The sequence below is a fragment of the Plantactinospora sp. GCM10030261 genome, from assembly GCF_042666615.1.
Taxonomy (GTDB): Bacteria; Actinomycetota; Actinomycetes; order Mycobacteriales; family Micromonosporaceae; genus KBS50.
This window is the reverse complement of record NZ_JBHTDD010000021.1, coordinates 82442-102631: the sequence shown is the minus strand read 5'-3', so window position 1 is coordinate 102631 and position 20190 is coordinate 82442. Positions and strand designations below refer to the sequence as shown.

At 70.9% G+C, this 20190-nt stretch carries 16 protein-coding genes; 4 read left to right on the top strand and 12 right to left on the bottom strand.

What is annotated here, in order from left to right; translation table 11 throughout:
* Nucleotides 1-170: 170 nt before the first annotated feature.
* Nucleotides 171-893, bottom strand: a complete 723-nt coding sequence (locus tag ACFQUZ_RS23075; RefSeq protein WP_377445782.1) for a class I SAM-dependent methyltransferase — start codon at nt 891-893, stop codon at nt 171-173.
* Nucleotides 894-1065: 172 nt separating this feature from the next.
* Between ACFQUZ_RS23075 and ACFQUZ_RS23070 the strand changes: the two genes are divergently transcribed.
* Nucleotides 1066-1941: an esterase/lipase family protein gene (locus ACFQUZ_RS23070; RefSeq protein ID WP_377445780.1), complete on the top strand. Its 876-nt coding sequence runs from the start codon at nt 1066-1068 to the stop codon at nt 1939-1941.
* Between the two features lie 20 nt (nt 1942-1961).
* Here the strand turns inward: ACFQUZ_RS23070 and ACFQUZ_RS23065 are convergent, their stop codons facing one another.
* Genes ACFQUZ_RS23065 through hemL form a run of 7 tightly spaced genes read right to left on the bottom strand, consistent with a single transcriptional unit; the run spans nt 1962 to nt 9404 of the window.
* Nucleotides 1962-3236 carry an MFS transporter gene (locus ACFQUZ_RS23065; protein WP_377445778.1) on the bottom strand — a complete coding sequence of 425 codons (1275 nt, stop codon included), beginning with the start codon at nt 3234-3236 and terminating at the stop codon, nt 1962-1964.
* A gap of 60 nt (nt 3237-3296) precedes the next feature.
* Nucleotides 3297-4331 (bottom strand): c-type cytochrome biogenesis protein CcsB, encoded by a 1035-nt coding sequence (gene ccsB / locus ACFQUZ_RS23060; protein WP_377445777.1) that lies wholly within the window; start codon nt 4329-4331, stop codon nt 3297-3299.
* Nucleotides 4331-5929: a cytochrome c biogenesis protein ResB gene (locus tag ACFQUZ_RS23055; RefSeq protein WP_377445776.1), complete on the bottom strand. Its 1599-nt coding sequence runs from the start codon at nt 5927-5929 to the stop codon at nt 4331-4333. Before ACFQUZ_RS23055 ends, ccsB begins: the two co-directional genes overlap by 1 nt.
* Nucleotides 5929-6825 carry a cytochrome c biogenesis CcdA family protein gene (locus ACFQUZ_RS23050; RefSeq protein WP_377445775.1) on the bottom strand — a complete coding sequence of 299 codons (897 nt, stop codon included), beginning with the start codon at nt 6823-6825 and terminating at the stop codon, nt 5929-5931. Before ACFQUZ_RS23050 ends, ACFQUZ_RS23055 begins: the two co-directional genes overlap by 1 nt.
* Entirely contained in the window at nt 6825-7394 is a 570-nt protein-coding gene (locus tag ACFQUZ_RS23045; protein ID WP_377445773.1) for a TlpA family protein disulfide reductase, read from the bottom strand. Before ACFQUZ_RS23045 ends, ACFQUZ_RS23050 begins: the two co-directional genes overlap by 1 nt.
* Nucleotides 7394-8041 carry a histidine phosphatase family protein gene (locus tag ACFQUZ_RS23040; RefSeq protein ID WP_377445772.1) on the bottom strand — a complete coding sequence of 216 codons (648 nt, stop codon included), beginning with the start codon at nt 8039-8041 and terminating at the stop codon, nt 7394-7396. Before ACFQUZ_RS23040 ends, ACFQUZ_RS23045 begins: the two co-directional genes overlap by 1 nt.
* A 4-nt stretch (nt 8042-8045) precedes the next feature.
* Nucleotides 8046-9404 carry a glutamate-1-semialdehyde 2,1-aminomutase gene (hemL, locus tag ACFQUZ_RS23035; protein ID WP_377445814.1) on the bottom strand — a complete coding sequence of 453 codons (1359 nt, stop codon included), beginning with the start codon at nt 9402-9404 and terminating at the stop codon, nt 8046-8048.
* 181 nt (nt 9405-9585) lie between these two features.
* On the opposite strand from hemL, the gene ACFQUZ_RS23030 reads away from it, so the two are divergent.
* On the top strand, nt 9586-9921 hold the full coding sequence (locus ACFQUZ_RS23030) for an STAS domain-containing protein (protein WP_377445771.1): 336 nt from the start codon (nt 9586-9588) through the stop codon (nt 9919-9921).
* Nucleotides 9922-10039: 118 nt separating this feature from the next.
* Here ACFQUZ_RS23030 and ACFQUZ_RS23025 read toward each other — a convergent pair whose 3' ends face one another.
* Nucleotides 10040-10663 carry a DUF4232 domain-containing protein gene (locus tag ACFQUZ_RS23025; RefSeq protein WP_377445770.1) on the bottom strand — a complete coding sequence of 208 codons (624 nt, stop codon included), beginning with the start codon at nt 10661-10663 and terminating at the stop codon, nt 10040-10042.
* A 136-nt stretch (nt 10664-10799) separates the two neighbouring features.
* Here ACFQUZ_RS23025 and ACFQUZ_RS23020 point away from each other — a divergent pair, with 136 nt between their 5' ends.
* The gene (locus ACFQUZ_RS23020; RefSeq protein WP_377445769.1) at nt 10800-11675 is read left to right on the top strand and encodes a glycoside hydrolase family 25 protein; all 876 of its coding nucleotides are present in this window, start codon (nt 10800-10802) and stop codon (nt 11673-11675) included.
* A gap of 135 nt (nt 11676-11810) precedes the next feature.
* Here ACFQUZ_RS23020 and ACFQUZ_RS23015 read toward each other — a convergent pair whose 3' ends face one another.
* The gene (locus ACFQUZ_RS23015; protein WP_377445768.1) at nt 11811-12362 is read right to left on the bottom strand and encodes a two-component system response regulator; all 552 of its coding nucleotides are present in this window, start codon (nt 12360-12362) and stop codon (nt 11811-11813) included.
* Nucleotides 12363-12515: 153 nt separating this feature from the next.
* Nucleotides 12516-16892 (bottom strand): HAMP domain-containing protein, encoded by a 4377-nt coding sequence (locus ACFQUZ_RS23010; RefSeq protein WP_377445766.1) that lies wholly within the window; start codon nt 16890-16892, stop codon nt 12516-12518.
* Nucleotides 16893-17109: 217 nt separating this feature from the next.
* Between ACFQUZ_RS23010 and ACFQUZ_RS23005 the strand changes: the two genes are divergently transcribed.
* A complete protein-coding gene (locus ACFQUZ_RS23005; protein ID WP_377445765.1) occupies nt 17110-19161 on the top strand; it encodes a SpoIIE family protein phosphatase in 2052 nt (683 codons plus the stop codon).
* A 222-nt stretch (nt 19162-19383) separates the two neighbouring features.
* Here the strand turns inward: ACFQUZ_RS23005 and ACFQUZ_RS23000 are convergent, their stop codons facing one another.
* Complete coding sequence (locus tag ACFQUZ_RS23000; RefSeq protein WP_377445764.1) at nt 19384-20187, bottom strand: hypothetical protein; 804 nt, start codon at nt 20185-20187, stop codon at nt 19384-19386.
* Between the last annotated feature and the right edge of the window lie 3 nt (nt 20188-20190).

The window sequence follows — 20190 nt, the reverse complement described above, 5'->3', positions numbered from 1 at the left end:
TTGAGACCGACTCGATGTCGGCGAAGTAGCGGGGTCCGACCGAGCTGGACACCCCTACTTCGCCGGCCATGAGTCGATCTTGCCGCGCTCTGCCTGGCCACCCGATGATCAGCGGAGGCGGAGGCGGAGGCGGAGGCGGATTCGTTCGCCCCGGATCCCTGCGTTTCCCGTCAGGGTGACGGATGAGCGACCAGGATGATCTCGGGCGAGTCCGCCGTCAGCGGCGTCCGTTGCCAGTCGCCGTACACGCGGGAAACCGAGAATCCCGCCGCCTTTAGCGAAGCGACAAGCGAGGACGCGTCGCGGAAGGCGAGCACGTCCCGGGTCGACGTCTCCTCGCCGGTCGCGAGATTCCGGGTGAGGGTGTCGTAGCCGACCAGCGGAAGTGACACCCAGGCGGTCTCGTGCCAGAACTCGACGGGACCTTCCGGGGTGTCCAGCGTGCGTAGCGTTGTCTCCCGCGTCCATCGCCGCCACGCGCCCGCGGCCGGGTTGCGGGACTCGAAGGCGAGCGCCCCGCCCGGCACCAGCGCTCGGTGCAGGTCGCGCAGCGCGTCAGACCATGCGCGGTCCTCGCGGAACACCTGGGCCACGTGCCCGGACATGACGGCGAAGTCGGCAGCCCCGGGATCGGCGCGGTCGCTGAACCCGAGTCGCCAGTCAACGCGCTCGCCGCCCGGCGCCTGCCGCGCGACGCGAAGCATGTCCGGATCTGGATCGATACCCACCGCCGTACGCCCGGTCGCGGCGAGCAGCCGCGTCAACGTTCCGGTGCCACACCCCAGGTCGAGCACCCGGGTTGCCCGGAACTCGTCCGCCAACCCGGCGTAGCAGCGGTAGTCGTGGTCGTCCGGGTTCAACCCGTCGTACGCCGCCGCGAAGTCAAAGGCCACTCGCGTAGTCAGCCTCGTGTACCTGATCGGCGCAACCAAGATTTACCGGCCAGTGCTACTGGCCAGTAATTTTTTCATTGACGTTTCTGGATTGTTAAGGGCATGCTATTGCCCACGATCGATCGGATTCCCCCGAGTTCCCACCTGGGACCCTCCGACAGGAGGCGCAGCCATGCTGCTCCGAACGATCCTCGCCCGCCTCACCCTCGCCGCCGCACTCGCCACCACCGCGGCACTCGCCGTGCCGACCAGCGCCGCACTCGCCGTGCCGACCAGCGCCGCCGCCACGCCGACCAGCGCCGTCCCGCCCACCGGCACCGCATCGCCAGCCACCACCACACGGGCCGCCGCCACGCAGGTCGCCTCGGCCACGCCCCGCGTCCTCGCCTCGGCCAATCCGGTGATCGTCGTGGCCGGCCTGTCCGGCCCGGCCATCGCGTACGAACCGCTGGCGGGCCGGCTCCGCGCCGACGGTTACCGGGTCTACATCTACCAACTGCCGGGCCTCGGGTTCGGCGACATCGGGGCCTCGGCCACCGCCTTCCGCGGCTACGTCGGACAGGTCCTGGCCGCCACCGGCGCCGCCAAGGTCGACCTGGTCGCCCATTCCGAGGGCGGCCTGGTCTCCCGCTACTACCTGCGCAACCTGGGCGGGACCGGCAGCGTCGGCCGGTACGTGAGCCTCGGTACGCCGCACTACGGCACCTATGTGGCGAACATCGTCGCGTTTCTCGGCCTCGGCAGCTGTGCCGGAATCGTCGCCTGCCAGCAGATGACGATCGGCTCCAGCTTCCTGGCCGCGCTCAACTCCGGGGACGACACCCCGGGCTCCGTTCGGTACACCACCGTGCGGACGGTGCAGGACGAACTCGTCCGACCGACCTGGAACGCCGCTCTTGCGGACGGGGCCACGAACGTCCTGATCCAGGCGTACTGCCCGCTGCGGGTGGTCGGGCACCTGGGGCTCGTGCTGGACGGTACGACCTACTCGGTGATCCGCAACGCTCTCACGGACGCCCCGGTACGACCGAACTGCTTCGCCGCCTGACCGGAGCCGCCTTGATCGACTCAGTGTCGGCGAAGTAGCGGGCTCCGCGCGACCGGGACACCCCAACTATCGGACCCGGACGCCGGTTCCGGCCCGGACCGGCGGATCGCTGGCGACCGGACCGCCTGGATCGCGGCCAGGGCGGTGCCGCCGGCGCAGAGCAATGTGGCGCCCCGCGCGGACCCGATCTCCGCCACCAGACCGATCAGGTTGCTCGACGCGAGCAGGGGCAGGCTCTGCGCCACCATCAGGATCGCCTGCACCCGCGCCACATGGGTCTTCGGCGCGGTGCCCAACACCAGTGGGGCGGCGTGGCTCGCGAAGAGGCCGTTGCCCACCCCGACCAGTCCGACGCACGCCAGGGCGGCGAGCCGGCCGGTGCTGACGCTCAACGCCGCGAGGCCGGTCGCCGCGAGCGCCAGCCCGCCGGCGATCGCGAACCCCGGCCGGGGCAGCCCGCCGAACACGAGCACCCAGAGGGACACGGCCGCGCTACCCACGGCGAGCCCGGCGGCGGTGGCGCCGGCCACCTCCGGCCGCCAACCGTGCTCCCGCGCCAGCAGCGGAACCAGCAGCGAACCGACCGGGAGGAGGAAGCCGGCGACGGCCACGAGCAGCACCACGACATCGCGGATGACCCGCTGCCGAGCCACGAGCCTGAGCCCGTCCCCGATGAGCCGCAGGTGCGAACTGCCGGCGTACTCCGTCGGCGCCTGGCGGACGCGGTGCCGCAGCGGCCAGACCAGCAGCACCGCCGTCAGGGCCGCGCCGGCCAGCAGGAGCAGCGATCCACGCAACCCGAGCACGCCCACCGCCAACCCACCCAGCGGCGCCGCGAGGACAGTGGTTGCCTGGAGGGTGACCTGCGAGGCGGCCAACGCCCGAGGTAACGCCGTCGCGGGCACCAGCAGCCGGGGCAGCGCGCCGCTGGCCGGCAGTTGGAACGCCGTCACGATGCCCAGCCCGAGCGCGACGGCGAACAGCAGCCAGGTCGGGTCGCTCAGCGCGAGCCCGAACAGGGCTCCGCCCAGCGCCAGGACGCCGGCCGCCACGCCGGACACGACGACCGTCCGCAGCGGTCCCCACCGGTCCGCCGCCGCCCCGCCGAGCAGGGCCAACGCCACCCGCGGCGCGATGGCGGTGGCCAGCACCCCGCCGGCCAGCGCCGGGGACCGTTCGGCGGCACTCCAGGACAGCCCGAAGATCGCCACCTGGGTGCCGAGCGCGGCGCAGGACGCCGCTCCGGTCCAGATCCAGTACCGGCCGGGAACGCGCCGTCGAAGCTCATCTCGCACGCACCGGACTCTGCGGCGTCGACCGGGTCGAGGGTCAAGCCGTAGTTAGGGCATGCGCGGCTACTCGACTCCGGCGTACGAGTGCAGGCCGCTGAAGAACAGGTTCACGCCGAACAGGTTCATCAGCATGGTGGCGAAGCCGAGGATCGCGATCCACGTCGCGACGGTGCGCTTGACGCTCGGTGTGGCACGGGCGTGCAGGTAGCCGGCGTACACCACCCAGGAGATGAACGCCCAGACCTCTTTGGGGTCCCAGCCCCAGTACCGGCCCCAGGCCGCCTCAGCCCAGAGCGGACCGGCGATCAGGGCGCCGAAGGTCCAGATCGGGAAGGCGAAGGTGTGCAGCCGGAACGTCATCCGTTCCAGCGGCGCCGCCGCCGGGACCCGCTTACCCAGCGAGTACGGGAACCGGCGCTTGCCCTTGTCGTACCCGTCCCGGATCAGGAACATGACCGCCGGCACCACGCCGAGCAGGAACAGGCCGGAGGAGAGCGTCACGGCGGCGATGTGGATGATGAACCAGTACGAATCGAGAGCCGGCACCAGCGGGCCGATCGGTGTATAGATCACCAGCCCGGCGACGGCGAGCAGCAGCACCTCGGACAGCGCGACGAACAACCCCAGATGCTGGATGCCGGCGTACCGGTGCAGCACGAACAGCCAACCCACGACCGCGACGAACGTCGCCGCCAGGACGTACTCGTACATGTTGCCCCACGGCACCCGGTCGGCCGCGATGCCCCGGGTGACGATGGTGGCCAGGTGCAGGGCGGCGGCGACCAGCGTGACGATCACCGCGAGCCGGCCGGCCAGCGCCGCGCGGCGCGGCCCCCGGTCCGAACCCGGGGACCCCGGCGGCAGGCCATCGGCATCCAGCGTGGCGGCGCCGGCCACACCGCCGGGGACACCTGGCGCGTCGCGGACAGCGGTTTCGCCAGCGCCGACTCCGGCGCCCACCAGCTCGCGCGTCGGTCGGATCGAACCGCGGCCCACCGCGCTGCGGTTGCCGAAGGCGTACTCGGCGGCATGGAAGATCATCGCGATCAGGTACGCGAGGATCGTCACCACCAGAAGCTGGTCGGACAACGCGGCCATCAGTCGGTCTCCTCGTGCTCTCTGCCACGCTTCACCGCGGCCACGAGCTGGGTGAACTCGTCGGCGAAGCCGGAGTAGTCGGTGCGCGGCAACCCGCCGACCCGGACCACACTACTACGACGCGTCGTGGACTCGTCGCCCGTGCCGGGCTCCACCCGGAACCACACCCGGCGACGCCTGCCGACGAGCGACAGCATCAGCCCGCCCAGCAGGACCGCGGCGCTGACCAGCACGATCATCTGACCCGGGTCGTGCCGGACGGACAGGGTGATGTACCGCTCGGTGCCCAGGAACTCGACCGTGCTGCCATCGTCAAGCGTCCAGCTCTCGCCCGGCTTCAACAGCTTGTTGCCGATCATTGTGAGCCTGCCGTTGTCGATCTGCCCCTGGTCGAGCCGATAGACCGAACCCGGGATGCCGGCGTCCACTCCCAGGTTGCCCCGATAGGCGCTCAGGTTGAGCACGGGCGAGCGCTCCTCCGGGAACACGGACCTGACCCGCGGCCCGGATTCCGGCGCGGTGGGCAGGTAGATCCCGTCGAAGGCCACCTGGAGGTCGGGATTGCGCGCTCCCGTCGTCGGGTCGAGATTCACGTCCGGGAACACCGCCACGCCCTCGCTGGTCAGCAGGTCGTCGATGTTGAGGAACGGCGACGGGACGGTCTGCGCCACACCGTTGCGGTCGGTGTACCGGATCACCGGGGCATACCCGTGGCCGAGCAGGTAGACGTTGGCGCCGTCGAGCCGCAGCGGATGGTTGACGGCGAACGTCGCCGACCTGGTCGGCCGGTCCGCCTCCGCCACGTCCACCGTGGCGAGGAACGACGCGGCCTGGCCCGACTCCCGGAAGGTGGCCTGGAAATCGGTAAGCCTGACGCAGAACGGCGGTAGGTCACCGTCGTCCATCCGGGGTCCGAGGCTGCTCTCGTCGTACTGCTGGAGCGTGTTGCAGAATCCCGTCGGCCCCTCGACGAGCAGCTTGTTGCCGTGCCACCCGTACCAGGATCCGAGCCAGACGCCAACCAGGACGGCGATCAACGCGATGTGGAAGACCAGGTTGCCGGTCTCCTTGAGGTAGCCCTTCTCGGCGGCGACCGTGTCACCGTGCACCTCGACCCGCCAGCGTCGGCGGCGCAGCACCGCGGCGATGGCGGCGGGGTCGGCGGCGTCCGGGTCGGTGATCGTCGCGTGCTGTGGCAACCGGTCCAGCCGGCGCGGGCCCGCTGGCGGCGCGGACCGCATGGCCCGCCAGTGGTCCCGGGCCCGCGGGATGATGCAGCCGGCCAGCGAGGTGAAGAGCAGAACGTAGATCGCCGAGAACCACGGCGAGGCGAAGACCTCGAACCCGCCGAGCCGGTCGACCCACGGATAGAGGTCGGGGTGGTCGGCCCGCCACTGGTTGACGTCCTCGATGTTGACGCCCCGCTGCGGCAGCAGCGAACCCGGGACCGAGGCGAGGGCCAGCAGGAACAGCAACACCAGCGCGGTACGCATGCTGGTCAGTTGCCGCCAGGCGTTGCGCGCCGTGGCGAGCAGCCAGTTGGGGCGGCGGCCCGGTGGCTTGGGTGGCGTGCCGACCCGCTCCCGCACTGCGGACATCAGATGCTCGTCTCCCCCACACCGACGCTGGTCTGCAGCCAGATCACGAAGTCCTGCCAGCCGCCGGTGATGAGAGCGAGACCCACGGCGATGAGCAGCGCGCCACCGATCCGGGTGACCCAGCGGCTGTGCCGGCGGATGATCCGGAACACGCCGATCAGCCGGGAGAAGCCGAGACCGAAGGCGATGAACGGCAGACCGAGACCCAGACAGTACGCGGTGGCCAGCAGCAGCGCCCGGTCGGTCGAGCCGGACACGGTGGCCATGCCGAGCACGGCGCCGAGGGTGGGACCGGTGCACGGCGCCCAGGACAACGCGAACACGGCGCCGAAGACCGGGGCGCCGAGCAGGCCCGCGTCGGGCAGCCGGTGCAGCCGGAACTCGCGTTGCAACCCGGGGATCAGCCCGAGGAAGGCCACCCCGAGCACGACGATCAGCCCGCCCACGACGATCTGGAGAGCCCGCCGGTGCGTCAGCATCGCCTGCCCGATGTTCGCGAACAGGATCGCGGTGAGCAGGTACACGGCCGTGAAGCCGACGATGAACAGCACCGAGCCGGCCAGCACGCGACCCTTGACCGCCCGGCTGGTGCGCGATCGCGCCGCCGGGTCGGCCGGTGCGGTGGTGACAGTGGTGACAGTGGTGGCGATGGTGGCGGTCCCACCGCCGGCCTTGCCGGGGGAACCACTACCCGCGCGATCCGTCGGCGGGGAGCCCTTCCTCGCCGTGCGGCCCTCGAGGTCCGCGCCGGCCAGCCCGGTGACGTACGACAGGTAACCCGGCACCAGCGGCAGCACGCACGGGGAGAGGAAGCTGACCAGGCCCGCCAGCGCCGCCGCCCCGACCGCCAGCAGCAGCGGACCGGACCGGGCCAGCTCGGCGAACGTCTCGCCCATCAGTCACGCACCGGCTGCTCGGCGGCGATCTTCTCCACCAGCGACCGCAGCTCGTCGGCGCGCACCTCGCGACGGACCACCTCCGCGATCCGGCCCTCGCGGTCCAGCACGATGGTGGCCGGGGTGGAGTTCGGCGGCACCGCGAACCCCAGCGCGACCTTGCTGGACGGGTCGAAGACGCTCGGATAACTGATCCGGAAACTCTGCTCGAACGCGCGGGCCTTGTCCCGGCTGTCCTGGGTGTTGACGCCGAGGAAGCGCACCCCGGACGCCTTGGTCGCCTGGTAGGTGGACTCGAGGTCGTCGGCTTCGGCCCGGCACGGGGCACACCAGGAACCCCAGAAGTTGACGACGACGACCTGGCCCCGCTCGTCGGCGACGTCGTACCGACCGCCGTCCAGCAACTCACCGGAGAGCGGGGTGGCCGGCGGGCGGAGGTCCGGGGCGCAGGAGATGACTCCGCGTGGGGTCGTCTCGCACCGGTTCTGCCAGCCGTCGTCGGAGCAGGCGACCGTCCCCGCGGCCAATGCGACCGCGAGCATCCCGCCGTACCACCGCCGAGCGGACATCAGGCGCCCTTGGCCGTCCGGGCACCGGGCGACATGGCGACCAGGTGGGCGGCCGGCTCGGAGTAGCCGATCCCGACCACCTTGGCCCCGTCGAAGTGGAACGAGGTGAGGCTGGCGAGCCCGCACTGCCGGCGCCGCGGGTCGTGCCAGAGCCGCTTGCGTTCGACGTGCCGGCGCAGGGTCCAGATCGGCAGCTGGTGCGAGACGCACACCGCCTCCCGACCCTCGGCCGCGATCCGGGCTGCATGCACCGCCGCGAACATCCGCCCGGCGATCGCCGTGTACGCCTCGCCCCAGGACGGGGTGATCGGGTCGCGCAGCACCCACCAGTTCCGGGGGTCGCGGAACGATCCGTCGCCGGGGGACACGCGCTTGCCCTCGAACCAGTTGGCGCTCTCGATCAACCGTTCGTCCACGCCGACCGGCAGGCCGAACTGGGCGGCGATCGGCTCGGCGGTCTGCTGCGCGCGCTCCAACGGGCTCGCCACCACGTGCACGACGTCCCGGTCGGCGAGCACGTCGGCCGCCGCCTTGGCCATCTGCACGCCGAGTTCGGAAAGTCGGAACCCGGGCAACCGCCCGTACAGGATCTGCTCCGGGTTGTGCACCTCGCCGTGCCGCAGCACGTGCACGATCGTCGTCGCCATCGGACTACCCCCCACCGCCCCCCGGTGCCGTCATCGCCGCGGCGGCCGCGGCCGCCGCCTTCGGCAGCGCATCGGCCACCCAGACCATCGCGTCGTCGTCCAGGGCCAGCGCGTCGGACACGAACCAGGCCTCGAACGCGCTGGGTGGCAGGTAGACGCCGTTGGCCAGCATGGCGTGGAAGAAGGCCCGGTACGCCCCCACGTCCTGGGTGCGGGCCGTGTCGTAGTCGACCACCTCGGCGTCGGTGAAGAAGATCGAGAACATGTTGCCTGCGGTCGACAGCCGGTGCGGCACGCCCGCCGCGAACAGGGCGTCGCTGGCAAGCCAGCCGAGTCGTCCGGCGGTGGCATCCAGCCGGCGGTAGACCGCCTCGTCCGCGAGCCGCAACGTGGCCAGCCCGGCGGCGCACGCCAACGGGTTACCGGACAGCGTGCCGGCCTGGTAGACCGGGCCGGCCGGGGCCAACCGGGACATGACCTCGGCCCGGCCACCGAACGCCGCCGCCGGCAGTCCGCCACCCATCACCTTGCCGTACGTGAACAGGTCGGCGTCGACGGGTTCGTGACCCGCCCAGCCGCCGCGGGAGACCCGGAACCCGGTCATCACCTCGTCGACGATCAGCAGGGCGCCGTACGCGTGCGCGATGCTCGCCAGTTTGGCGTTGAAGCCGGACCGGGGGGCGATGACACCCATGTTCCCGGCCGCCGCCTCGGTGATCACGGCGGCGATGTGCTGGCCCTCGGCGGCGAAGGCGGCCTCCACGGCCGACACGTCGTTGTACGGCAGCACGATCGTGTCGCCGGCCGCGGCGCCGGTGACTCCCGGCGAGTCGGGCAGGCCCAGGGTGGCCACACCGGAGCCGGCCGCGGCGAGCAACGCGTCCGCGTGACCGTGATAACAGCCGGCGAACTTCACGATCTTGGGCCGTCCGGTGAAGCCTCGGGCCAGCCGGATGGCCGACATGGTGGCCTCGGTGCCCGAGTTGACGAGGCGGATCTGCTCGACCGGGGTCCGGTCGACCAGCTCGGTCGCCAACTCCACCTCCCCCGGTGTGGGGGTGCCGAAGCTCGTCCCGTCCGCGGCGGCTGCCTGCACCGCCGCCACGACCTCGGGGTGCGCGTGCCCAAGGATCAACGGCCCCCACGAGCTGACCAGGTCGACATAGCGGCGCCCGTCGGCGTCGTACATCCAGGCGCCGGCGCCCCGGACCATGAAACGCGGGGTGCCTCCCACGCCCCGGAAGGCGCGTACGGGAGAGTTCACCCCGCCCGGCACGATGGCGCGGGCGCGGTCGAACAGTTCTTCGGAGGCCGGTGCGGAGCTCGGGTAGACGCTACCGCCGGCGAAATGCGAGTCAGTCACGGTGCTCTTCATTGTGGCAGCGTCACGTGCGGTGGCGTCCGGCGGCCCCCGCCCTGGTTACCGGGCTCACGCTCCCGGGTTGCCCGGATAACAGCCGGACCGGCGCTACGTGACGGCCGGGTTGCCCGGACCGGCGCCGCTCGACGGGCCAGCTTCCCTAGATCGCGATAGGCTGAGCCGTGTGGAGCGTGCGGAGCTGACCATCGGGGTCCAGCGTACGACCGACGAGGTGATCCTCACCCTCGCCGGTGAGATCGACATGCTCACCGCCACCCGCCTCTCGGCCGTGGTCAACGAGGCGCTCGCCGACGCGCCGCCGCGGATCGTGCTGGATCTGGCGGGGGTGACCTTCTGCGACTCGCAGGGCCTGGGCACGCTCGTGGTGCTCAGCCGCAAGGCCAGCCACGCGCAGAGCCTGTTGATGCTCACAAACGTCGGGGAGTTCCTGCTGCGGGTGCTGGACATCACCGGGCTACGGTCGGCGCTAATGATCAAGAACGAGCAGTCCACCTCCTGACCCGCTGATCGCAGTCCTGCCGGGGCGCCGTTCCGGCCGGGTGGAAACCGAAGCTGATCGACACTGGCCGCATGGTCGGTGGAGATGGTCGATCGGGTCGGCATCGCGGCCGGGACGGTCAGGCCGTCGGGCGGGTGAGGGTGGGTGCCGCCACGCTCATCGCGCCCTGGTTGCACACCGGGCCAGCGGTGAACGTCGTGGTCACCGGTCCGCCGGCGTCCGGGACGGTGATCGCGACCGACGCGGCCGCCGGCTGACAGGGCATCCCGCTCTCCCCCTCACCAGGGATCACCGTCCAGGACAGCACCAGCCAGGCTGACGCCCCGGGCGGTACGGTGATCCGCTCTCCCCGCGCCCGGTGCTGCACCCGGCTCGGGACAGGCCGGCCGGATGCCTCGGCCAAGGCCAGGTTCACCGGCCCCGAGAGCGAGCATGGCGCGGTCGACCTGTTGGTGATCTGGATGGTCCCGAAGCGCTTGCCCATCCCGCCCCCGGTGACGGCGAAAGCGGCCCGCAACGCGTCGGCACGGCAGTTCGGCGGGTCACCTGGCCGAAGCGGCGCCGGACCCATCCCGCCCTCGCCCGGCTCACCGTTGGTCCCCGAGCCCTCGACGACCGTCCCGCCGGAACTGGGCGAGGCGGGTGAATTGGTCCACGCGCTCTGGTCCCCCCGCGATCCGCAGCCTGCGGTTAGGATGCCGACGGCGATGAGCGCCGTTGCCGTCCGTACCAGTCTCGTCATCGCCGACCCCCGTCGATACCGCGCCCGACCGTCGCGACACTGTAACGGCCAGCCAGCCGGTTGTCGTTCACCCCAGTACCGCCGCAGCAAGCCATCCGGACCGACGCCGTCCGGGGCACGACCGTGAGGAGACCCGATGAGGTGGAGAGCGCTCGGCGCCGCCGTGCTGATCGTCCTGGCCACCGCCGGGACCTCTGCCGGCCGGGCGCGGGAGGCCGTGGCCGCTCCCCCGCCGGGTTACCCGATAAGCGGCATCGACGTCTCCCACTGGCAAGGCACGATCAACTGGTCGCAGGTGGCCGCCTCCGGCCGGAAATTCGCGTACGCCAAGGTGAGCGAGGGGATGGACTACGCCGACCCGAGGTACGCGGCGAACCGAACCGCGGCGCGGGCGGCCGGCATCAAGTTCGGCGGCTACCACTACGCCCGGCCGGAGGAGGGCAATCCGCGCGGTCAGGCGGACCGGCTCATCGACCTCGGCGGCTATCCCACCGGCCGGCAGGAGCCGGCGCAGATCGACTCGATGCTGCCACCGATGCTGGACATCGAGTGGCCGTGGGAGGGCGGCGCCCTGGACCCCTGTTACAAGCTCACACCGAACGCGATGGTCGCCTGGATCAGCGAGTTCGTCGATCAGGTACGCCGGCGGACCGGTCAGCCCACCATGATCTACACCAACGTCAACTGGTGGAACCCGTGCACCGCCAACTCGACCGCCTTCGGCTCTCAGCCGCTGTTCGTGGCTCGCTACAACACCTCGCCCGGCACCATGCCCGCGGGCTGGACCAGCTGGACGATCTGGCAGTACACGAACAACGAGAACGTGTCCGGCGTCGCTGGCGGAGTGGACGGAGACGTGTTCAACGGCGACGCCGCGGCCTTCTCCGGGCTCACCCGGCGCGAGCTGTCCCCGCCGTCAAGCGTCCGATCCCCGGTGCCCGGCGGGGCAGATCCGTGTTCCGGCTACCGGACGACAAGATGCCCCACCCCATCCCCCGCCACGGGCGGTTGAGCCGGACTGGCCGCGTGCCCGCCCCGGTCCACGAGCGTGCCGACGGTTGACGGGCGGCATCGCTCGGCCTGACCAGCGCGGCGTCCGCCCGCCCAGGCTGGCGGACGGCCCACGGGCGTGCCGCCGGCCGACCGGTCACTGGGCCGCGCGGCGGGCCTGTTCCAGCAGTTCCGCCGCGCGTTCGCGGGCTTCCGGGTCGGCCGAACGCAGGGCCGTGGTAGCGGCATCCACCAGGGCGGCCAGCTCCCGGAGCCGCTTCTCCCGTTCCCGGGCGATTTGCGACTGAGCCCCGAGCTGGCGGTTCTTCTCCCACAGCTCGACGAACACGGAGACCTTGGCCCGCAGCACCCACGGGTCGAACGGCTTGGTCAGGTAGTCCACCGCGCCCACCGCATAGCCGCGCAGCGCCAACTGGGCATCCCGGTCGGCCGCGGTGAGAAAGATGATCGGGATGTGCCGGGTCCGTTCCCGACGCTTGATGTGGCTGGCGGTCTCGAAGCCGTCCATGTCGGGCATCTGCGCGTCGAGCAGGATCACCGCGAAATCGTCGACAAGCAGCTGCTTGAGCGCCGCCTCGCCGCTTTCCACGGCGACCGGAGTCACCGGAAGCCCCTGCAGGATCGCCTCCAGGGCCATCAGGTTCTCCCGCCGGTCGTCCACCAGCAACGCCTTGGCCATGTCACTCACGTCCGCTCCCCGTCCGCCCGGTCACCCGGTCGCCCCGCACCGCACCCGCCTGCCGCTCGCGAGTGCGGGGCTCGCGAACCCGGTTCACTCCTCGCGCTCACCTCGTCGCCCGTTCGGCACTGGCCGTCGGTCTGTCGCTCGTCTTCTGTCCCGTCACTCGCCGAGTCTCCGTCCATCACCCGACACCCAGCTGGCCATCAGCCCGATCAATTCGTCCAGGTCGACCGGCTTGGTGATGTAGTCGCTGGCACCGGCCGCCAGGGCCGACTCCCGGTCACCCGGCATCGCCTTGGCCGTCAGGAACACCACCGGCAGATCGGTGAACCGGTGATTGCGCCGGATCGTCCGGGTCGTCTCGTAGCCGTCCTGGTCGGGCATCATCGCGTCCATCAACACGATGTCCACCTCGGGATGCTCGGCGAGCAGCCGGACACCATCGCCGCCGTTGTCCGAGTAGAGCACCGTCATGCCGTGCAGCTCCAGGGCGCTGGTCAGGGCGAAGACGTTGCGGACGTCGTCGTCGACGATGAGCACGGTGGCGCCGTCGAGCTGCCGGGACGCCGGCGTGACGACCGGCTCGGCCGCCGCTGGGGTCCGCAGCGCGGGCGACGTCGCACCCAGCGCCGGGCCGCGCGACGCGGGAGCCTGCGGGGCAGGCAGCGGCGGCATCACCGAATCGGGCGCCAGCACATCGGGTACGAAGAGGGTGAACGTCGACCCCTGGCCGGGCGCTGACGATACGGCGATGGTGCCACCGATCAGTTGGGCCAGGTCGCGACTGATGGACAGCCCGAGCCCCGTCCCTCCGTACCGGCGGCTGGTCGTCCCGTCCGCCTGCTGGAACGCCTCGAAGATCAGGTCCAGCTTGTCGTCCGGGATGCCGATCCCGGTATCGATCACGTCGAAGGCGACCACCTGCCGAGCCGCGGCGAGTGCCGGCACATCGAAGTACATGCCCACCGGAGCCGGACCGATGCGCAAGGTCACCGCGCCGTTGTCGGTGAACTTCACCGCGTTGGAGACCAGGTTGCGCAGGATCTGCTGGAGCCGCTGCGCGTCGGTGACAATCGCCTCGGGCAGGTCGCGGGACACCCGTACCTGAAGATCCAGGCCCTTCTGTTCGGTCTGCGGAGCGAACGCCTGGTCGACGTAGCTCTGGATGTCGGCGAAGCGCACCTCCGTCGGCTCCACGTCCATCCGGCCGGCTTCGATCTTCGAGAGGTCGAGGATGTCATCGATAAGCGACAGCAGATCCGACCCGGCGCTGTGGATGGTGCGGGCGAACTCGATCTGCTTCTCGGTCAGGTTCTGTTCCGGATTGTCCGCCAGCAACCTGGCCAGCAGCAGCAGCGAGTTCAGCGGCGTCCGCAGCTCGTGGCTCATGTTCGCCAGGAACTCCGACTTGTACGCCGAGGCGCGGCTGAGCTGCTGGGCCTTCTCCTCCAACCCGATCCGGGCCATCTCGATCTCGCGGTTCTTGGTTTCGATGTTGCCCTTCTGCTCGGACAGCAACTGCGCCTTGTCCTCCAACTCGGCGTTTGTACGCTGCAACTCGGCCGACTGCTCCTGCAACTCGTGCGCCAGCCGCTGCGACTGGGCGAGCAGTTCCTCCGTACGCCGGTTGGCCTGGATGGTGTTCACCGCAACACCGATGGTGAGCACGAGCCGCTCCAGGAAGGCCAGATGCAACTCGGAGAAGGTGGCCACGCTGGCGAACTCGATGACGCCGAGCAGTTCCCCCTCGAACAGCACGGGCAGCACGACCAGGTCGGCGGGCGGGGTCTGGGCGAGCCCCGACCGGACGGTGAGCCGCCCCTCGGGGACGGCCCGCACCCGGATGGTCCGCCGGGACAGCGCGGTCTGCCCGACGAGCCCTTCCCCCGGTGCGAAGGTGACGCCGTGGTCGCGGGCGACGTAGCCGTACGAGGCGGTGAGCCGCAGCCGGGTCGTCGCGTCGGACTGGTCGGCCAGGAAGAACGCGCCGAGCTGCGCGTCGACGAGCGGGGTCACCTCCATCATGATCATGCGGCACACCTCGCCGAGGTCCCGCTGGCCCTGCAGCAGGTCACCGATGCGGGCGAGGTTCGAGTCCAGCCAGCCCTGCTCGGCGTTCTTCTTGGTCGTCTCCCGCAGGGTGACGATCATCTGGTTGATGTTGTCCTTCAGCTCCGCGATCTCGCCTTGCGCCGCGACGGCGATCGCCTGGGTGAGGTCGCCACGGGTCACCGCCGTGGACACCTGCGCGATCGCCCGGAGCTGGGTGGTCAGGGTGGAGGCGAGCTGATTGACGTTCTCGGTGAGGTCCTTCCAGGTGCCGGAGACCCCCTTCACCCGCGCCTGACCACCGAGCTTGCCCTCGATGCCGACCTCGCGGCCGACCCGGGTCACCTCGGTGGCGAACGACGACAACTGATCCACCATCGTGTTGACGGTGTTCTTCAACTCCAGGATCTCGCCCTGCGCGTCGACCGTGATCTTCTGCGACAGGTCACCCTTCGCCACCGCCGTGGTCACCGACGCGATGTTGCGCACCTGCGAGGTCAGGTTCGAGCCCATCGAGTTCACGTTGTCGGTCAGGTCCCGCCAGGTGCCGGAGACCCCCTTCACCTGCGCCTGACCGCCGAGCTTGCCCTCGGTGCCGACCTCGCGGGCCACCCGGGTCACCTCGTCGGCGAACGACGACAACTGATCCACCATCGTGTTGACGGTATTCTTCAACTCCAGGATCTCGCCCTGCGCGTCGACCGTGATCTTCTGCGACAGGTCACCCTTCGCCACCGCCGTGGAGACCTGGGCGATGTTGCGCACCTGCGAGGTCAGGTTCGACGCCATCGAGTTCACGTTGTCGGTCAGGTCCCGCCAGGTGCCCGCCACCCCGCGCACCTGCGCCTGACCACCCAACTTGCCCTCGGTACCCACCTCGCGGGCCACCCGGGTCACCTCGTCGGCGAACGACGACAACTGATCCACCATCGTGTTCACCGTCGACTTCAACTCCAGGATCTCACCCCGGGCATCCACCGTGATCTTCTGCGACAGGTCGCCCTTCGCCACCGCCGTGGTCACCGACGCGATGTTGCGTACCTGGGCGGTCAGGTTCGACGCCATCGAGTTCACGTTGTCGGTCAGGTCCCGCCAGGTGCCCGCCACCCCGCGCACCTGCGCCTGACCACCCAACTTGCCCTCGGTACCCACCTCGCGGGCCACCCGGGTCACCTCGTCGGCGAACGACGACAACTGATCCACCATCGTGTTCACCGTCGACTTCAACTCCAGGATCTCACCCCGGGCATCCACCGTGATCTTCTGCGACAGGTCGCCCTTCGCCACCGCCGTGGAGACCTGCGAGATGTTGCGTACCTGGGAGGTGAGGTTGCCGGCGAGCTGGTTGACGTTCTCGGTGAGGTCCCGCCAGGTGCCGGACAGACCGCGGACCTGCGCCTGACCGCCCAACTTGCCCTCGATGCCCACCTCGCGGGCCACCCGGGTCACCTCGTCGGCGAACGACGACAACTGATCCACCATCGTGTTGACGGTGTCCTTGAGTTCCAGGATCTCGCCCTGTGCCGCGACCGTGATCTTCTGACTGAGGTCGCCGTTCGCCACGGCCGTGGAGACCTGGGCGATATTGCGGACCTGTGCGGTCAGGTTCGACGCCATCGAGTTGACGCTGTCCGTGAGGTCCTTCCAGGTGCCGGCGACGTTGGGCACCTCCGCCTGGCCGCCCAGCTTGCCCTCGGTGCCGACCTCGCGGGCCACCCGGGTCACCTGCTCGGCAAACAGGCGCAGCGTGTCGGTGAGCGAGTTGATCGTGTGCGCCAGTTCGGCCACCTCGCCCTTGGCGGACACGGTGATCTTCTGGGACAGGTCCCCCTTGGCCACCGCCGTCGACACCTGCGAGATGGACCGCACCTGGTGCGTCAGGTTGGAGGCCATCGTGTTGACCGAGTCGGTCAGCTCCCGCCAGGTGCCGGAGACCCCCCGGACCTGCGCCTGACCGCCCAACTCGCCCTCAATGCCCACCTCCCGGGCCACCCGCGTCACCTCGTCGGCGAACGACGACAACTGATCCACCATCGTGTTCACCGTGCGGCCGATCCGCAGGTACTGGCCGCGCAGTGGCCGGTCGTCGATCTCCAGCGCCATGTGCTGAGAGAGGTCACCATTGGCGACCGCGTTGATCACCCGAGCGATCTCGGTGGTCGGCCGGCCCAGGTCGTCGACCAACGAGTTGATCGCCCGGTTGCCCTCCGCCCACGCACCGTCGAGGCCCTCCTCGTCCAGCCGCTCGGTGAGCCGGCCGTCCCGACCCACCGTCCGGGCGATCCGCCGTACGTCCAGGTGCTGGCGCTCCTGGAGCGCCACCACGTCATTGAACGCGTCCACCGCCGCGCCGGCGGCACCCGACCGCCGGGACAGTCGCACCTTGAGGTCGCCCCGTCGGACCCGGCGCAGCGCGTCCGTGATCTCCCCGAGCACGGCCGCCTCGTCGGACGCCGCGCCAGCGGCCAGTTCGTTCGCCGTGGTCATGATCCCTCGCTCAGCTCCGCCGGAGGCGGATCGGTCCGTGGCGCCGACCCGGCCGACCAGCCCTCTCGTCGTCCGGCCAGCCCCCATCATTGTGCCGGGAGCAGCGCGATGCCAATGGCGTGCCGCACTCCAAGCGGTGGAGCCCCGGATCCGGGCCGGGCACGCCCGTGGGGTGCACGGGTTGGAACTCGGCGCCGGTCGGTGGAGGATACGAGGCGTGGCAGCGGAACCGAGCGCACCGGGCATCCCGGACGGGCACGTCCGGCGCGTCCGGCTGCCCGCCGACCGGCGCACCCCGGCCACCGCCCGGGCCCTGGTCCGATCGGTGTTGACCGAGGCGCACCTGGACGAGTTGCTCAACGAGGCGCTCCTGCTCACCACGGAGCTGACCACAAACGCGGTCGAACACGCGCGCACCGAGTTGGACATCGAGGTGGTCGCCGACCAGACCGGCCTCAACGTGCTGGTCTCGGACTTCGCGGCAGGTCCGATCGACGACGTCACCGCGCGGCCACGCAACGACAGCGTCGACATCTCGCAGGTCTCGGAACGGGGCCGGGGACTGCTGCTGGTCGATCACTTCGCCAGCCGGTGGGGCACCACTCACATGCCCACCGGCAAGGGCGTCTGGTTCCACCTCGACCGCAAGACCCGCCCCGCCGTCTCGCTGCCCGTGGCCGGGCCACCGCCGATCGGTGGCGGCACCCCGATGCCCGTGCCGAGCGCTGGCGCGATGGGCACCCTCATGCACATCGCACCCGACTCGTACGCCGACGACCCGTTGCCCGACTTCGCCGCGAACCTGCTGGCCAGCGTGGCCGAGATGGTGGGGGCGGCCGGTGGCAGCGTCCGGCTGGACCGTGGCGACGGCGCGGGCGCCCAGGTGCTCGCCCGCTATGGCCGGCCACCCCGGCCGGAGGATGACCAGCTCCGCGTGCCGCTCGCGGTGAACCGGCCGTACCAGGGCGAGCTGGAACTCGACGTGGCCCCTTCCGGATACGCGGAGCCGCTCGCCTCGCTGGTGGCCGAGCGACTCTCGCTGCACCTGGAGAACGACCGGTTGCGCCGGATCGACCTGCGCCGGCAGACCTGGCTCACCTTCCTCGCCGAGGCGAGCGAGCTGCTCGCCCAGTCGCTGGATGTCGACCTGACCATGGCGCTCGTGCCGCAGTTGGTGGTTCCGCGGCTGGGGCAGTGGTGCGCGGTGCACATCACGGACGAGTGGGGTCGACTCCGCCTTGCCTCCGTCACTCACGCCGACGAGGCGCTCCTGCCCGACCTGCACAAGTTGCTGGGGGAATCCGGCCCGGACTCGGTGCAGGCCACCCTGCGCGAAGCGATCCGGTTGGGTATCCAACTGCCGATCAGCGCGCCGATGGACGGCATCGCGGTCCCGCTGGTGGCGCGCGGGCAGCGGCTCGGCACCCTGGCCGTGGGCCGGCACCAACGTCACCGGCACGACCCGGACGAGGTCGGTGTGCTGGAGGACGTCGCCCGACGGGCGGCGCTGGCCATCGAGAACGCCCGCATCCACGCCGAGCGCCGGCGGGTCGCGCAGACGTTGCAGCAGTCGCTGCTACCGCCGGTGTTGCCGGTGGTGGACGGCATCGGTTTCGCGGCCGAGTACGTACCGACCGGTGACGTGGCCGACGTGGGCGGCGACTTCTACGACGTGGTCCCGCTGCCGGACGGCCGGTGGCTAGTGGTCATCGGTGACGTCTCCGGCAAGGGAGTGCAGGCCGCCGCGGTGACCGGTCTCGTCCGCGACGTGATCCGGGTGCTGGTCGGCGACGGCCGACCGCTGCCCGAGGCGCTCGCCCGGCTGAACGAGACCCTGGTGGAACGCGGGGGCGGCCGGTACTGCACGCTCGCCCTGGCGGCGGTCGACCAGGCCGGTGACGGGAAATTGGACGTCTCGTTGCACCTGGCCGGGCACGACCGGCCGGTCCTGGTCCGGGGAGACGGCCGGGCGGCCTTCGTGGGCACCGGCGGTACGGCGCTGGGCCTGCTGGACACCATCGAGTCGCCGGTCGCGGAGGTGCCGCTGGGGCCCGGTGACGCCCTGGTCTTCTACACCGACGGGGTGACCGAACGGCGACGCGGCCGGGAACTGTTCGGCATCGAACGGCTCCGGGACGCCGCCGCACCGCTGGCGGGCTACTCCGCCGACGTGCTCGCCGCCCGGCTCCGGTCGACCGCGATCGGCTTCTCGGTGGAATCGCCGCGGGACGACATCGCCATCCTGGTGCTGCGCAACGACGCCCGCTGACCGGCCACCCCGGGGTCGACGCTTCCCCGTGCCGGTGAAGATGACGCTGCCTCGTGCCGGTGGAGATGCGGCGGTGCAAACGGTGAGCAGGGCAGGCAGCCCTTTGATCGCGTCGGCGATGCCGCCGTAGCGGTCCCGGACGGATGCCGGTGCGCAAGACCAGCTGATCCGTCCACGTCCCCTACTACGTCGCACGTAGCGACGCATGACGTAGTAGCACGGTCAAGACGTGCCGACTGACTCACGCCGCACCATGCCCGCACCACCGCGCAGCCGGTCGGCGGCGAGCTGCGTGACGGCCAGGGCGCCGAACGCCAGCCAACCGGCGGCGACCGCGACCAGCGGCGACCGGTGTTGAAGGCTCTGGTAGCCGGCGAGAAACCCGACGAGGGCCAGGCTGTTGCGGGCGAGGTGGCGGGTGAACGCCGGAAGGTCGTGCCGGGCCTCCACGGCGGTGAGCACACCCGCATACGGGAAGGTGACCACCATCCCGCGCAACGCCTGGCCCAACAGCATGGTCAGTAACGCGCCGACCAGGATCACGAACGGCTTGGCCGGTAGGGGCAGGCCGCTCCGGCGGGCGGGACGGTCCGACCCCGGTGGGCCCGGAGCCGCAATGCCCGGCGGCACGTGGACCGGAGCCGCGCCGCCCGGCGCCGGGTTCCGGGGCGACACCAGCATGGCAATCGCCCATAGCCCCGCCATCGCGGCCACCGCCGGCCAGAACGGCACCGGGCCGGCGCGCAGGATCAGCCAGCTCACCGCGAGGTATGCGCCGATGCCGCCCGCGTCGGCGGTCGCGATGTGCCAGCGGAGGCGGTCATGGGTCACCGCCACCGTGACGAAGAACAGGTTGAGCGCCCCCACCCCGAGCACCTGAGCCCCGTCCACCGGGACACCCGTGGCCATGAGGGCGACCGTCATCGGCAGCGGGAGGCTGTAGACGAAGGCCCGCCACGCGGTCGACCGGATGACGCTGACCGCCCAGACCACCGCTGTCACCAGCAACACCCCGAGCAGCGTCACGTC

Bases quoted from the DNA above. Each gene is read 5' to 3' on its own strand.
- ACFQUZ_RS23055 (WP_377445776.1), bottom strand. From the start codon at position 5,929: ATGTCCGCAGTGCGGGAGCGGGTCGGCACGCCACCCAAGCCACCGGGC.
- ACFQUZ_RS23010 (WP_377445766.1), bottom strand. From the start codon at position 16,892: ATGACCACGGCGAACGAACTGGCCGCTGGCGCGGCGTCCGACGAGGCG.
- ACFQUZ_RS23020 (WP_377445769.1), top strand. From the start codon at position 10,800: ATGAGGTGGAGAGCGCTCGGCGCCGCCGTGCTGATCGTCCTGGCCACC.
- ACFQUZ_RS23025 (WP_377445770.1), bottom strand. From the start codon at position 10,663: ATGACGAGACTGGTACGGACGGCAACGGCGCTCATCGCCGTCGGCATC.
- ACFQUZ_RS23040 (WP_377445772.1), bottom strand. From the start codon at position 8,041: ATGGCGACGACGATCGTGCACGTGCTGCGGCACGGCGAGGTGCACAAC.
- ACFQUZ_RS23045 (WP_377445773.1), bottom strand. From the start codon at position 7,394: ATGTCCGCTCGGCGGTGGTACGGCGGGATGCTCGCGGTCGCATTGGCC.
- ACFQUZ_RS23070 (WP_377445780.1), top strand. From the start codon at position 1,066: ATGCTGCTCCGAACGATCCTCGCCCGCCTCACCCTCGCCGCCGCACTC.
- ccsB (WP_377445777.1), bottom strand. From the start codon at position 4,331: ATGGCCGCGTTGTCCGACCAGCTTCTGGTGGTGACGATCCTCGCGTAC.
- ACFQUZ_RS23050 (WP_377445775.1), bottom strand. From the start codon at position 6,825: ATGGGCGAGACGTTCGCCGAGCTGGCCCGGTCCGGTCCGCTGCTGCTG.